Annotated in this window: 12 protein-coding genes and 1 tRNA gene; 9 read left to right on the top strand and 4 right to left on the bottom strand. The window is 70.2% G+C overall.

The genetic code is table 11. The features are described from left to right. Positions 1–23 precede the first annotated feature (23 nt). On the top strand, positions 24–350 hold the full coding sequence (locus AA23TX_RS39970; protein ID WP_155548150.1) for an MmcQ/YjbR family DNA-binding protein: 327 nt from the start codon (positions 24–26) through the stop codon (positions 348–350). On the opposite strand, the gene AA23TX_RS39965 is transcribed toward AA23TX_RS39970, so the two are convergent. After that, a complete protein-coding gene (locus AA23TX_RS39965) occupies positions 340–867 on the bottom strand; it encodes a GNAT family N-acetyltransferase (protein ID WP_155548149.1) in 528 nt (175 codons plus the stop codon). The two genes, AA23TX_RS39970 and AA23TX_RS39965, sit on opposite strands and share 11 nt — an antisense overlap. Before the next feature lie 94 nt (positions 868–961). Here AA23TX_RS39965 and AA23TX_RS39960 point away from each other — a divergent pair, with 94 nt between their 5' ends. Continuing rightward, positions 962–1,612: a hypothetical protein gene (locus AA23TX_RS39960; RefSeq protein ID WP_155548148.1), complete on the top strand. Its 651-nt coding sequence runs from the start codon at positions 962–964 to the stop codon at positions 1,610–1,612. On the opposite strand, the gene AA23TX_RS39955 is transcribed toward AA23TX_RS39960, so the two are convergent. Then, positions 1,609–2,181: a cytochrome P450 family protein gene (locus tag AA23TX_RS39955; RefSeq protein ID WP_230863029.1), complete on the bottom strand. Its 573-nt coding sequence runs from the start codon at positions 2,179–2,181 to the stop codon at positions 1,609–1,611. The two genes, AA23TX_RS39960 and AA23TX_RS39955, sit on opposite strands and share 4 nt — an antisense overlap. Positions 2,182–2,474: 293 nt before the next feature. Between AA23TX_RS39955 and AA23TX_RS39950 the strand changes: the two genes are divergently transcribed. Then, positions 2,475–2,825 (top strand): YciI family protein, encoded by a 351-nt coding sequence (locus AA23TX_RS39950; RefSeq protein ID WP_155548147.1) that lies wholly within the window; start codon positions 2,475–2,477, stop codon positions 2,823–2,825. After that, entirely contained in the window at positions 2,822–4,048 is a 1,227-nt protein-coding gene (locus AA23TX_RS39945) for an RNA polymerase sigma factor (RefSeq protein ID WP_155548146.1), read from the top strand. The genes AA23TX_RS39950 and AA23TX_RS39945 overlap by 4 nt, the downstream gene beginning before the upstream one ends. Here the strand turns inward: AA23TX_RS39945 and AA23TX_RS39940 are convergent. Then, positions 4,040–4,110: transfer RNA gene (locus AA23TX_RS39940), tRNA-Gly, on the bottom strand. The two genes, AA23TX_RS39945 and AA23TX_RS39940, sit on opposite strands and share 9 nt — an antisense overlap. A 110-nt stretch (positions 4,111–4,220) precedes the next feature. On the opposite strand from AA23TX_RS39940, the gene AA23TX_RS39935 reads away from it, so the two are divergent. Together AA23TX_RS39935 and dcd are read left to right on the top strand one after the other, a co-directional pair. Beyond that, positions 4,221–5,414 carry an oxygenase MpaB family protein gene (locus tag AA23TX_RS39935; RefSeq protein ID WP_155548145.1) on the top strand — a complete coding sequence of 398 codons (1,194 nt, stop codon included), beginning with the start codon at positions 4,221–4,223 and terminating at the stop codon, positions 5,412–5,414. Positions 5,415–5,477: 63 nt separating this feature from the next. Next, the gene (gene dcd, locus AA23TX_RS39930) at positions 5,478–6,059 is read left to right on the top strand and encodes a dCTP deaminase (protein WP_155548144.1); all 582 of its coding nucleotides are present in this window, start codon (positions 5,478–5,480) and stop codon (positions 6,057–6,059) included. On the opposite strand, the gene AA23TX_RS39925 is transcribed toward dcd, so the two are convergent. Continuing rightward, positions 6,056–7,252: an FAD-dependent oxidoreductase gene (locus AA23TX_RS39925; RefSeq protein ID WP_155548143.1), complete on the bottom strand. Its 1,197-nt coding sequence runs from the start codon at positions 7,250–7,252 to the stop codon at positions 6,056–6,058. The two genes, dcd and AA23TX_RS39925, sit on opposite strands and share 4 nt — an antisense overlap. Before the next feature lie 73 nt (positions 7,253–7,325). Here AA23TX_RS39925 and AA23TX_RS39920 point away from each other — a divergent pair, with 73 nt between their 5' ends. The 3 genes from AA23TX_RS39920 (at position 7,326) to AA23TX_RS39910 (ending at position 13,268) form a co-directional block, all read left to right on the top strand. Continuing rightward, complete coding sequence (locus AA23TX_RS39920; RefSeq protein WP_155548142.1) at positions 7,326–7,796, top strand: MarR family transcriptional regulator; 471 nt, start codon at positions 7,326–7,328, stop codon at positions 7,794–7,796. Positions 7,797–7,912: 116 nt separating this feature from the next. After that, the gene (locus AA23TX_RS39915) at positions 7,913–12,421 is read left to right on the top strand and encodes a CLIPPER-2 domain-containing protein (protein ID WP_155548141.1); all 4,509 of its coding nucleotides are present in this window, start codon (positions 7,913–7,915) and stop codon (positions 12,419–12,421) included. 154 nt (positions 12,422–12,575) lie between these two features. After that, positions 12,576–13,268 carry a CAP domain-containing protein gene (locus AA23TX_RS39910; RefSeq protein ID WP_155548140.1) on the top strand — a complete coding sequence of 231 codons (693 nt, stop codon included), beginning with the start codon at positions 12,576–12,578 and terminating at the stop codon, positions 13,266–13,268. Position 13,269: the final 1 nt, after the last annotated feature.

Genomic DNA, 13,269 nt, shown 5'->3' with positions numbered 1-13,269 from the left:
GACGGCGGACCGACAATGGACCCATGCCGACTTGGGAAGACGTCGTACGCCTGGCCTCGGAGCTCCCCGAGGCCGAGGCGTCGACCTGGTACCGCACGCCCGCGCTGAAGGTGGCGGGCAAGGGGTTCGCGCGGCTGCGCACCGAGGCCGAGGGCGGCCTGGTCGTACTGTGCGGGCTCGACGAGAAGGCCGCGTTGCTGGATTCCGGCGACGCGGCCTTCTTCACGACCGCGCACTACGACGGGTACGGCTCGATCATCGTCGATCTCGAGCGCGTGGACGTCGATCAGCTGCGTGAGCTGCTCGAAGACGCGTGGCGGCTGAAGGCGCCTCGCCGGCTCACGACTTGAGCTCGCCCTTGAGCATGCTCATCAGGATCATGTCGTGGCGCTCGCCGTCGGCCGCGACGAACGCCTCGCGGTGGCGGCCGTCTTCGGAGAAGCCGACCTTGCGGTAGACGTGCCGCGCGCGCTCGTTCTCGGCGACCACCCAGAGCGTGATCATGTGCAGCCGCATGGAGTTGAAGCCGTAGCGGCACATCAGGCGCAGCGCCTCGGTGCCGTAGCCGCCGCCGTTGCGGTAGTCGGCGTCGCCGATGTAGACGTCGAGCTCGGCGTTGCCGATCTCGGGTTCGGCGTCCCGGAGGTCGATGATGCCGATGAGCTTGCCGTCGGCTTCGATCCCGAGGACGACCAGCTCGTAGCTGTTGACCGGCCGTTCTTCGGCGCGCTTGCGGATCTGGGCGAGCGACCGCGGGTGGCTGTTGGTCATCCACCGGCCGACCTCGGGATCGTGGATCCAGCCGTGGATCTTCTCGGCGTCTTCCGGTTCCAGCGCGCGCAGCCGGACGAGGTCTCCTTCGAGCATGTCGTCATCGTGCCGGACTCCGCGGCGGGGTTCGCGCGATTTTCGGGTGACCCCGGCTCCGGCCGCCGGATGCCCCGGTGGTGGGATATGGCGCATGCCGACCGAGTGGCCGCTGCGCCAGGACCCGGAAGCGCCGGTGATCATCGCACTGGCTCTGGTGAACGACCCGGACGCGCTGGGGTTCGTCGTCCTGGACGACGAGGACGACTGGTTCATCAGCGACGGCACCGAGCTGTCCGACGACGTCGTCGTCAACCGCGAGAGCTTCGGCAAGATGTCGGTGCGCGAAGCCTTCGAGCTGCTCCCGCAGCTGGGCGCGCTGGCCGGCCTGCCGACGGGCATGGCCGCCGACTGGGACCCCGAGCGCCGCACGTGGCTGCTGTCGTCGGTGACCGGTTCCGACGACGAAGACGAGGACATCCGGCTGCTCAGCCAGCGCCGCGAGGCCTGGAAGTTCGCGGGTTCCCCGGACGACGAAGCCCAGATCAGCACCGGCCTGACCGAGATCCCGACCGGCTCGCAGCAGCCGGTCCGCGCGGTCCGCCAGGTCGTCCGCGAGCAGGACGGCACCTGGCTGTTCGTCGGCTTCGAGGTCCCCGAGGCGGAGGACTTCGAGGTCGAGGGCCTGGAGCTGGAGCACGTCGCGAACCTGTACCCGGACGTCCGGACGGTCCTCAAGGCGGCGCCGGGCCAGGTGTACGACCGCGAGACCCCGGACGCCGAGTGGGAGCTCGTCGAGGGCTAGACCCTGACCGGCAGGTGGAAGAGCCCGCGGGTGATCGGGCTCGGCCACCAGGTGAGCCCTTCTTCGGGCACGGCGAGCTGAGCGGTCGGCAGCCTGCGAAGCACGGTCTCGAACGCGACGTCGGCTTGCAGCCGGTCGGTGCGTGCCCGCACGGCTTCGTCCGGGTGGGTCAGCAGCGCGAGCGCGCCGGTCGAGATGAGTCCGACGGTCGTTTCGTGGCCGCCGATGAGGATCAGGAAAGCCGTCGACGTCACCTCGTCGGCGGTGAGCGTGCCCGCGGCTTCCTGCGCGACGAGGTCGCTGATCAGGTCGGTGCCCGGCGTCGCGCGCTTGGCGTCGACGACCTCGGAGACCAGTCGTTCCAGCACGTCCGTCGCTTCGCGGACGTTGGAGCCGTCGGTGTCGTCGGCCGAGTCGATGACGAGCGACCACTCGTGGACGTCCTCGCGGTACCGCTCGGGCACGCCGAGCAGGTCGCAGATGATCGCGATCGGCAGCGGGTAGGCGAGTTCGGTGACGAGGTCGCCGTGCCCGCGTGCCTCGATGGCGCCGACCAGCTCGTCGGCCATCTGCCGCGCGCTCGCGCAAGGCCTCCATCCGGCGCGGGCCGAACGCGCCGGCGCAGGCGCGGCGCAACCGGGCGTGGTCGGGCGGATCGGCGTTGATCATGTTGGTGGCGAGTGACGGGCGGTGGTCGAGCGGTCGCGGTCGAAGTCCGGACCGAACAGCGCGGGCTCTCCCATGCCTGCCACCCTGCCCGCGAAACTTTTCCGGCGGCAAGTGTCCCGGCGCGGCTTCGCCCGTTCGTCCTTACAGTGAGAACCGGCGATCGGCGCCGGTTGAGGACCTGTGAGGAGCAGCCATGCCCCAGTACGCCGCGATCATCTTCGCCTCCGACGTCGACCCGACCAAGCCCGAGGCCGCGGACATGATGAAGGACTACGCCGAGTTCCACGACGGCGCCCAGGCCGTGATCCGCGGCGGCGCGGCGCTGTACCCGACCGCGACCGCGACGACGGTCCGCGTCACCGGCGGCAAGGGCGGCGACATCGTCACCAGCGACGGCCCGTACGCGGAGACGAAGGAAGCCCTGACCGGCTTCTACCTCATCGAATGCGCCGACCTCGACGAAGCCGTCAAGGTCGCGGCGCGCATCCCGGGCGCCTGGGACGGCGCGATCGAGGTCCGGCCGGTCGTCGACTTCGGCCAGTGACCCACGCCGGGGACGCGGTCGCGCGGCTGGTCCGGGACGAGGGCACCCGGGTACTGGCCACGCTCGTCCGCGTCACCGGCAGCGTCGACCTGGCCGAGGACGCGGTCCAGGACGCCGTCGTGCGCGCGCTGGAGACGTGGCCGCGCGACGGCGTCCCGGGCAACCCCCGCGGCTGGCTGCTGGTGGCGGCCCGCCGTCGCGCGGTGGACGTCGTCCGCCGCGAAGCGAAGCGCCTCGGGAAGGAGGCGGACGCGATGCCCGCCTTCGACCCGTCCCCGGACCCGGTCTCCGTCCGCGACGATCTGCTGCGGCTGGTCTTCACGTGCTGCCACCCGGCGTTGTCGGTGGACGCCCAGGTCGCCTTGGCGCTTCGGACGTTGGGAGGTTTGTCGACAGCGGAGGTCGCCCGCGGACTGCTGGTCCCCGAAGCGACGATGGCGAAGCGCCTGACGCGCGCGAAGCAGAAGATCGCCCAGGCCCGGATCCCTTACCGGGTGCCCGCGGCGGAGGAGCTGCCTTCACGCCTGGCCGGCGTCGCGTCGACGGTGTACCTGATCTTCAACGAGGGCTACACGGGCCGCGAGTCGCTTCTCGCCGAGGGAGTCCGCTTGGCCCGGTTGCTGGCTTCGCTGATGCCGGACGAGCCGACGGCGCTGGGGCTGCTGGCGTTGGTGCTGCTGCAGGACGCCCGCCGCGCGGCCAGGTTCTTTGACGGGGTGCCTGTGTTGCTGGCCGACCAGGACCGTTCGCGGTGGGACTTCGAGCTGATCAAGGAAGGCGTGGCGCTGGTCGGAGTCGGCCTGCGCCGCACACCTTCGGTCCCGAACCCGTACGTGATCCAGGCGGCGATCGCGGCCTGCCACGATTTGGCGCCATCGTACGAGGAGACGAACTGGGACGCGGTGATCTCCTGGTACGACGTGCTGTTGTCGGTCCAGGACACCGCGGTGGTCAGGCTGAATCGCGCAGCGGCGGTGGCCGAACGAGATGGGCCGTCGCCGGCTCTGGCTTTGGTGGATTCGCTGCGCGAACTGGAGGACTACCCGTGGTGGCACGCGTCGCGGGCGGAGTTGTTGCACCGCTTGGGTTCCGCGTCGGCGTCCGAGGCTTTGGAGCGTGCGGTGGAAACGGGACTTCCGGACGCGCACGCGGCGCATTTGCGGGGCCGGATACAAAAAGAAAACCCCGGACACAATGCCCGGGGTTTCCGTGAGAGCGGATGACGGGAATCGAACCCGCGTATTCAGCTTGGGAAGCTGATGTTCTACCATTGAACTACATCCGCAGCGCGCCGCAAGCATACACGGCGGCGTGATCCCCTTGTCCAGACCCCTCCCTCCTTGACTCCTCCGCCGCAAGTGACAACACTTGTTGTCGACCTCGGAGGTGAGCGCCATGGATGAGCCCGAGCTGTTCCGCGAAGGCGGGTTCCGGCTGGCCCAGCGGCTGCTCATCGCCGGGGACATCCGGGGTGACGAACGTCAGGTCGCGCGGCTGCGGGAGTTCGCCCAGGTGCAGGACCAGCGTGCCGATGATGTCGTCGCCTGGATGGCGCGGCAGCCCAAGGGGCAGGGGCGGAAGCTCTTCGAGGACGCGTTGAAGGACGGCGTCAAAGAGGACGGGCCGCTCAAAGCCTTCTTCGACGAGGTCGACGCGAAGCCCTACTGGGTCGATGACGAACGGCTCGAGCGCGGGGCCAAAGCCATCACCCGAGCCGGTTTGCTCGGCCTCTTCCCGCTCGGCGACATGTCGCTGATGGGCGGCTACCTCGCGTCCCGCGCCACGAAATCGCTGGTCGGGACCGGGGCGATCGAGTACCAGGCCACGCGACGGCTCGTCGAGACCGCCGCCTGGTGGATCGACGTCACCACGCCCGGCGCGCTCAAGCACGGCGAGCAGGGCTACGCCTCCGCTCTGCGCATCCGGGTCGTGCACGCCCACGTGCGCGCCGCCATGAACCGGCGAGAGGACTGGGACTACGACGCCTGGGACCGGCCCGTCAACCAGGTGCAGACCGCCGGCACCCTGCTGCTCTTCTCCCTCGTCTACGTCTTCGGCACGCAGCTGCTCGGCCTCCGCTACTCCGCCCGCGAGCGCGGCGACATCCTGCACCTCTGGCGCTACATCGGCTGGCTCATGGGCGTCGACGACGAGCTCCTGCCCACCTCCGAAGAGGACGCCTGGCGCCTCCTCTGGCTGCTCGCCGCCACCGAGTTCATCCCGGACGACGACTCCAAGCGCCTCGCCAAGGCGCTCATCGCGGCCAACGCGGCCGTCGGCGAGGGGCGCGGCGCCGTCGGGAAGGTGCTGTCGCACGTCTCCGTCGCCGTGCACTCGTCGATCAGCCGGCTCGTGCTCGGGAAGACCAACGCCGACTTCCTCGGGCTGCCGAACGACCCCGTCGCGCAGGCCGCGATCGTCGCCGTCGCGGGGGTCAACTTCGCCGCCGAGACCGTCCGGCGGTTCATCCCCGGGGCCACCGCGCTGCAGGAACGGATCGGCGAGGCCGGGCGCCGCGGGTACGTGAAGCGGCTCGAGAAGATCTTCGCGCCCGATACGACCTATGCGCAGCACATGCGGGCCGCCTGAACAGTGACCTGGCTCGCCGTGGTCTAGCTGGATCTAAATTTCTAGGTTAGCTACGCTGCCGCGGTGCTGCTAAGTGACCGTGACCTTCGCAAAGAGATCGAATCTGGCGGTCTTGGCCTGGACCCGTTCGACGCGAACATGGTCCAACCCTCGAGCGTCGACGTCCGGCTCGACCGGTACTTCCGCGTCTTCAACAACAGCAAGTACACCCACATCGACCCGCAGCTGCAGCAGGACGACCTGACCTCGCTGGTCGAGAAGGAGGGCGACGAGCCCTTCGTGCTGCACCCGGGCGAGTTCGTCCTCGGCTCGACGTTCGAGCTCGTCACCCTGGCCGACGACCTCGCCGGCCGCCTCGAAGGCAAGTCGTCGCTCGGCCGGCTCGGGCTGCTCACGCACTCGACCGCGGGGTTCATCGACCCGGGCTTCTCCGGGCACATCACCCTGGAACTGTCGAACGTCGCGAACCTGCCGATCACGCTCTGGCCGGGCATGAAGATCGGCCAGCTGTGCATCTTCCGGCTCTCCAGCGCGGCCGAGTTCCCGTACGGCTCGAGTGAGGCCGGGTCCCGCTACCAGGGGCAGCGCGGCCCGACCCCGAGCCGGGCGTACAAGAACTTCCACCGCGTCGACACCTGGCGCTAAGCCGCGATCTTCTCGTTCCAGTCGGTGCGGTGGTCCCACATGAAGGCGTTCGGGTCCTCGTCGAACGGCTTCGAGAACACCCGCTTGATGAAGAAGTCGCGGATGACGCGCCCGACCGGGCCGATCACCTTCTGGTCTCCATTGCGCTTTCCCGCCGCGACCACGGCTTCGACGCGCTCGCGCCGCAGGCCCTCGTAGGTGGCCAATGCCTGCGAGACGTCCGGCACGTCGCGAAGGCACTTGCCCAGCGTGACGGCGTCTTCGATGGCCATCGACGCGCCCTGGCCCGCCGCCGGTGACGTCGCGTGCGCCGCGTCGCCGATGATCACCATGCGGCCGCGGTGCCAGACCGGGACCGTCGGGAAGTCGAACGTCGGCCACGCCGGGTAGACGTCGCGGGTCGCGCGGATGATCTCCGTCGCCGGTGTCCGGTCGCGCGCCACCAGGTGCAGCAGCTCGGCGCGCAGCTTCTCGCCGGCCAGGCTCGCCAGCTCGGACGTCGTCGGCTCGGTCTTGCGGGCCGGGTTCGCGAACCACCAGACGCTGCCGTCCTTCGGGTTGACGACGTGGCAGAAGAAGACGCGCTTGCCGAACACCATGTTCAGCACGCCCGGCTCGTCCGGCAGGGTCAGGCCTTCGGCGAAGCCGCCGGTGTTGAGCAGCGGCACGTACCGCGGCGCCGGCGCGTCCGGGTCGATGATCGTGCGGACGCGCGACCGGAGCCCGTCGGCGCCGATCAGGAGGTCGCCGGTTTCGTGCGAGCCGTCCGAGAAGTCGGCTCTGACCTGCGAAGACGTCTGGCTCGCGCCGATCAGGCGTTTGCCGTACTCGGCGTGGATCCCGCGCCGGGCGGCCTCGTCGCGCAGGGCGACGTAGAGGTCGGAGCGCAGGACGGTCTGGCTCACCGTGCCGTCCTCGAGCGTGCCGCCCAGCGGGAACTCGGTCAGCCGGGTGCCGTTGCCGAGCCCGATCGACATGCGCGGCGAGTCGAAGCCCGTGCTCTTGACGACGTCCTTGAGGCCCAGCGGCAGCAGCGCGTCCAGGCCGTTCACCGCCAGCGTGAGGAACGCGCCGACGCCCTCCGCGCCCCGGTCGTACGCCTCGAACAGCACCGGTTCGTGCCCGGCTTCGTGCAGGGCGATCGCCGTGATCGTGCCCGCGATGCCGCCCCCGATGATCAGTGCCTTGGTCATCTCGTTCGTCCCCTCGAATCTCTTAGAAACTAATTCGTTCTGTCGAACTAAAGAGTGGGCTAGGCTGGGGCCCGTGTCAAGCGAGCGAGCGCACCTGGTCGAAGAAGTCCTGCTCAGGTCCCGGGAGCTGTCGACGGAGACGGTCATGTTCCACACCGCCATCTCCGAGACGCGGGGGCTGTCGGCGGTCGACAGCAAGGTCCTGGACTACCTCGCGCGGTTCGGGCCGCAGACGCCGAAGGACCTGGCGCGGCTCTCCGGCCTGGCGCCCGCGTCGGTGACCGCGATGATCGACCGGCTGGAGCGCAAGGGCATCGTCGATCGCCGGCCGCACCCCGACGACCGCCGCCGCGTCCTCATCGCGTTGGACGAACAGGCCATCGCGAGCGGCGTGCACCTCTGGGACAACCTCGTCAAGCGCATGTACGAGCTGTGCGACCGCTACACCGACGACGAGCTCCGCACGGTGATCGGGTTCGTCGAGGGGGCCACCGCCCTCACCCACGAATCGACGGCGAAGCTGACCGGCTCCACGGACGGGTGAGAATCGGCGCGTAGGCCCCTCATTCGTGCCAGGCTCCGAAAGGTCGTCCCGGCCCCCGGAGGTAGCGAGGAATGCGGTTGTCCACTAGACCGCTTCGCTGGGTTCTCGTTCTGGCCATGATCATTTCGGTTTCGGCGCTGACGCCGGCGGCCGGTGCGGCCGGTGCTCCACCCTTCGCGGTGGGCTACGACGACGTCGTCTACGGCGACTTCCTGTACGCGGGCAACGGCGTCCTGCGCTGCCCGGTCGTCGCCGACCACGCGCCGGCGGCCGGCCCGGTCGACACGCCCGCGGCGTGCGCGAACACCGCGGACCGCAAGGACACCCTCGTCAACGACGACTTCTTCATGCAGTGGGCCGACGTCGACGCCGACCCGGGCACGTTCGACTCCGCCAGCGCGTCCGTGCGCATCCCGCCCGGTGCCCGAATCGTGTTCGCCCGCCTGAACTGGGCGGGCAACACGACCGGGACGACGTGCGGTCTCCGGGAGGGTGCTCCCGCCGTTCCGCCGCCAGGGAACCCCGCGACGCAGAACGTCCGGCTTTCCGTGGGCAGCGCGAAATCCGTCGACGTGAAACCGTCGGCGTTCGCCGAAGACGGCCCGTACTACTCCGCCCACGCCGACGTGACCAGCCAGTTCGCCGGCGCGCCGACCGGCGCCGCGCTCGACATGACCGTCGGAAACGTTTGGGCCCCCAAGGGTTTCGACTGCGTCGGCGGCTGGTCGGTCGCCCTGGTCTACGCGTATCCCTCGCGCAACCCCGACTTCGCGCCGAACAAGCGCAAGGTCGTCGTCTACGACGGACACGTCCGCCAAGCCACCGACGTCCCCACGGAAACGACGATCACCGGCTTCCGCGCGGCGGCCGCCGACGCGCACCTCGGCGTCACCGCCTACGACGGTGACTGGGGTGGCTCGGGCGACCAGTTCCTGGTCGACGGCACCCCGGCCGCCGAGCCCGCGACCGGCGGGACGTCGAACTTCTTCATCTCCAACGCCGACAACGCGGCCGCGCCGGGGGTGAAGAACAACTTCAGCGTGGACGCCAAGGCGCTCGACGTCGACACCATCCCCGCGGGCGCGACGAGCGCGAAGCTCGCCTTCGTCACCAGCGGCGACGCCTACCTCGCGCAGAACATGGCCTTTTCCGTGCCGGTGCCGGAACTCCAGGTCGCCTTGCGCGCGGCGCGGCCGAAGGCGCACGCCGGCGAGCCGGTGACGTTCGCCGTCGCCGTGACCAACCCGGGCAGCGTCACGGCGTCCGGCGTGCAGGTCGCCGACGAAGCCGTGCCGGCCTGCGCCAAGCCACTCGGCACGCTCGCCCCGGGCCAGACGGTCACCTACGACTGCACCGGCCCCGCCCCGGCCGACGACTTCACGAACACGGCGAAAGCGACCGGCACGAGCGCGCTCGGTGACGCGCTCGACGGCGACGCGACCGCCGCCATCGACGTCGTGCACCCGGCGTTGGGCATGACGAAGACCGCCGACAAGCCCGCCTACCGCGCCGGCGACACCGCGACCTTCGCGATCAAGGTCACGAACACCGGCGACGTCGGGCTTCCCGGCCTGCGCGTCACCGACCCGAAGGTGCCTTCGTGCGACCTCACCGGAGCGCTCGCGCCGGGCGAAAGCCGCACGACGACGTGCGCGGCGAAGGCCCCGATCGCCGACGGCGTCAACACCGCGACCGCGACCGCCGCCGACGAGCTCGGCTGGCAGGTCAAGGCCGGCGCGGACGCTCCCGCGCCGACGATCGCGCCCGCCGTCGAGGTCACCAAGACCGCGGACCGGCCGGTGATCCACGCGGGTGACGCCGTGACGTTCTCCGTCGCGGTCAAGAACACCGGCGACAGCCCGCTCGCCCCGGTGAAGGTCACCGACGACACGACGACGTCGTGCTCGCACGCGTTCGACGGCCTGGCCGCGGGCGCGACTCGGACGTACACGTGCACGGCGAACCCGTCCACGACGACGACCTCGCACGTGACCGCCACCGGCACCGACCTCGCGGGCCGGGAGGTGGCCGCCACGGGGTCGGCGACCGTCACGGTGATCACCCCGGCCCTGACGCTCACGAAGGACGCCACGCCCGGCGTCGTCCGCCCCGGCGACCCGATCACGTTCACGATCACGGTCGCCAACGCCGGCGACGCACCGCTGACCGAGGTCGCCGTCACCGACGACCGCACGCCGGCGTGCGCGCGGACGATCGGCGCCATGCCGCCACGGGGCAGGCAGACGTACACCTGCACCGCGCCGGCCCCACCGGACGACTTCACCAACACGGCGGCCGCGTCCGGCAAGGACCAGCTCGGCCGCACGGTGAAGGTCACCGACGACGCCGTGGTCGACGTGATCCACCCGGCGGTGGCGCTCGCCGCGCAGGCTTCGCCCGCTGCGGTCCGCGAAGGCGACACGGTGACGTGGACGATCACCGCCACCAACACGGGCGACGTGCCGCTGACCGGCGTGACGATCGCGGACGACCAGGTCGCGGGCTGCGCGAAGCCGCTCGGGACGCTCCAGCCACGGACGGCCTCGACGTACACGTGCACGACGGTCGCGGGTGCCACCGGCTTCGCGAACAAGCCGGCCGTGACGGGCACGGACCCGACGGCCCGGCCGGTCACGGCGAGCGCGGAGGCCGCGTTCGCCGTGCAGCACCCGGGCGTGGCGATCACCGCGGAGGTCACGGACGGGCCGTTCCGCGAGGGCGACGCGGTGCCGCTGCGCATCACGGTGCGCAACACCGGTGACGTGCCGCTGACCGGCCTGCGGGTCACGGACTCGCAGGGGCCCGCCGCGCGGCCCGCAGGCGCACGAGGCACCAGCCAACCGACGGGTACGCCAGGCAGCAGCCAGGCCGCAGGCGCGCCGACCATCGACACGCAGACCGCGACCACCCGAACCGCCGCCCCGCGAGCCACCGGACCGCAGGCGCGAGCCACCGGCTGCGCCCAGGCGATCGACGGCACCCTCGAACCCGGCGCCACCCGTGACTTCGCCTGCACCCTCACCGCCCCGGCCGACGACGTCACCGCCGCCGTCCAGGTCGCCGGCACTCCGCCCGTTGGTCCCGTGGTCACCGCCGACGCCAAGGCCACCATCGACGTCATCCACCCGGCCGTCATGATCAGCAGGACCGTCGATCCCAAGACCGTCCGCCCGGGGGACACCGTCACCTCGACGATCACCGTCACCAACACCGGCGACAGCGTGCTGCGCGAAGTCTCCGTGGCCGACCCCGGCGCACCGGCATGCGCCAAAACCCTGGGTTCGCTGGAACCGCGAGCCACACAGACCTACACCTGCAGCGAAAGCGCGAGCCCGGAAGACTTCACCGCCACCGCGAAGGTCACCGCCACCGACGCCACGAACCGTCCCGTGACCGCCACCGCCGGGGAACCGGTCGATGTCATCCACCCGGCGATCACCATCACGGACGACGCGACGCCCGCGAAGGTCCGGCCAGGCGACACCGTCACGTTCACCCTCGTCGTCGCGAACACCGGCGATGTCCCCTTGACCGACGTGTCCATTGCGGACAGTCGCACTCCGGCGTGCGCTCAGGCCATCGGCACCCTCCTCCCCGGCGCTCTCCAGCACCACTCCTGCACGGTAAACGCCGGCACCGACAATTTCGTGAGCTCCGCCACCGCGATCGGCACCGATCCGACGAACCGCAAGGTCACCGCGACCGACGACGCGTCCTACGCCGTCCTGCACCCCGCGCTCGCGATCACGCAGGACGTGAACGGGGTCTTCCGCGAAGGCGACACCGTGCCGCTCGCGATCACCGTCACCAACACCGGCGACGTCGCGCTGACCGGCGTGCAGGTCAGCACGCCCTGTGTGAAGGCCTTCGACCGGCTCGAACCCGGTGCGACGCAGAAGTTCGGCTGCACCACGACCGCACCCCAGGACGACGTCGTGAGCACCGCGAAGGCCACAGCCGCGGCCCCGATCGGCCCGCCGGTCACCGCCGAGGACGCCGACGAGATCGACGTCATCCACCCGGCCGTGAAGATCACCCAAGAAGCGAAGCCGGGCACGGTCCGAGTGGGCGACGACGTCACGTTCACGATCACCGTCACCAACACCGGTGACGTCCCGCTGACCGGCGTGTCCGTCGGCGCCGACGAGCCGTGCGCGAAGAAGCTCGACACCCTCGCGCCCGGGGAAAAGCGGAGCTACCCCTGCACGAGAAAAGCGCCGGACGACGACTTCACCGCCACCGCGGAAGTAACCGGAATGGACACGGCCAATCGCTCCGTGCAATCGAAAGCCGAGACGAAAGTCGACGTCGTCCACCCCGAGATCGCCCTGATGAAGGACGCGGCGCCGTACGAAGTCCACGCCGGCGACGTCGTCACGTTCTCGATCCTGGTCAAGAACACCGGCGACGTGCCGCTCACCGCCGTGTCCGTCGTGGACGACCACACGGCGTCGTGTGCGCATACCGCACCCGAGCTGGCCGCGGACGGCGAAATCACCTACACCTGCACCACGATCGCGGGGAAAGAAGGCTTCACGAGCAAGGCGACCGTCACCGGCCAGGACCCGACCGGCCGCCCGGTGACCGCGTCCGGTGAGGCCACCTTCGGTGTCCGAAGCGGCTGAACGGAGTAACGCCGAAGCGTCCGATTGCCGCGTAATCCGTGTCGGTCGTCGAATGCCGGCCGGAGAAATGTGACCAGTGCGTTCGTAGGGTTCTCGCTGTAATCGTTCCGTGATACGTTCTCGCGCCGTGTCCCCCATTGGTGAACGTGGTCGCGTGGTGATGGTGTCACTCAGTGTGCTGCTCGGCGTTTTTTCCGCCGCGACAGGCACCTGGATGGCCACCGCGGAAGGAAACACGGCCGAACTCGGCGCCGCGGCCTTGGTGCTGCCCGACGCGCCGGCCGGCTCCGGGGGTGGCAGCGGCACCGATCTCGCCGGCGGGCAGGTTCCCGGCGCGAAGCCGGCCAAGACGACGGAAGCTCCCGCGCCGACGACGTCCAGCGCGGCACCGACCCCGACCGAGACCTCCGAAGCCCCGAAGCCGACGACGTCGGAAGCGGCCCCGCCGCCCAGCACCAAGGCCGCGGCCCGCGTCGCGGCCTCGACCACCGAGCAGGTCATCTCCCTCGTCAACGACCAACGCGCGCAGGCGGGCTGCAAGCCGCTGACCGAGGAATCGCACCTGACCACGGCCGCTCAGGACTACAGCGACGACATGTCCGCCCGGAACTTCTTCGCCCACACCAACCCCGAAGGCGTCACGTTCGACCAGCGCATCAAGATCGCCGGCTACTCGAAGCCGGGCGCGGAGAACATCGCGAAGGGACAGACGTCCGCGGCGCAGGTCATGGACGCGTGGATGAACTCCGAGGGCCACCGCGCGAACATCCTGAACTGCTCGCTCGCCAAGATCGGCGTCGGTTTCACCAAGGCCGGCAACTACTGGGTCCAGGACTTCGGGTACTGAC

Origin of the sequence: Amycolatopsis camponoti (assembly GCF_902497555.1) — a bacterium.
Classification (GTDB): domain Bacteria; phylum Actinomycetota; class Actinomycetes; order Mycobacteriales; family Pseudonocardiaceae; genus Amycolatopsis; species Amycolatopsis camponoti.
The sequence above is the reverse complement of the archived record's forward strand: the minus strand, read 5'-3'. Positions and strand labels throughout refer to the sequence as shown.

What these genes read in the sequence shown, in the direction of transcription:
- AA23TX_RS39970 (WP_155548150.1), top strand. Translation starts at nt 24, where the DNA reads ATGCCGACTTGGGAAGACGTCGTACGCCTGGCCTCGGAGCTCCCCGAG.
- AA23TX_RS39965 (WP_155548149.1), bottom strand. Translation starts at nt 867, where the DNA reads ATGCTCGAAGGAGACCTCGTCCGGCTGCGCGCGCTGGAACCGGAAGAC.
- AA23TX_RS39960 (WP_155548148.1), top strand. Translation starts at nt 962, where the DNA reads ATGCCGACCGAGTGGCCGCTGCGCCAGGACCCGGAAGCGCCGGTGATC.
- AA23TX_RS39955 (WP_230863029.1), bottom strand. Translation starts at nt 2,181, where the DNA reads ATGGCCGACGAGCTGGTCGGCGCCATCGAGGCACGCGGGCACGGCGAC.
- AA23TX_RS39950 (WP_155548147.1), top strand. Translation starts at nt 2,475, where the DNA reads ATGCCCCAGTACGCCGCGATCATCTTCGCCTCCGACGTCGACCCGACC.
- AA23TX_RS39935 (WP_155548145.1), top strand. Translation starts at nt 4,221, where the DNA reads ATGGATGAGCCCGAGCTGTTCCGCGAAGGCGGGTTCCGGCTGGCCCAG.
- AA23TX_RS39925 (WP_155548143.1), bottom strand. Translation starts at nt 7,252, where the DNA reads ATGACCAAGGCACTGATCATCGGGGGCGGCATCGCGGGCACGATCACG.
- AA23TX_RS39915 (WP_155548141.1), top strand. Translation starts at nt 7,913, where the DNA reads ATGATCATTTCGGTTTCGGCGCTGACGCCGGCGGCCGGTGCGGCCGGT.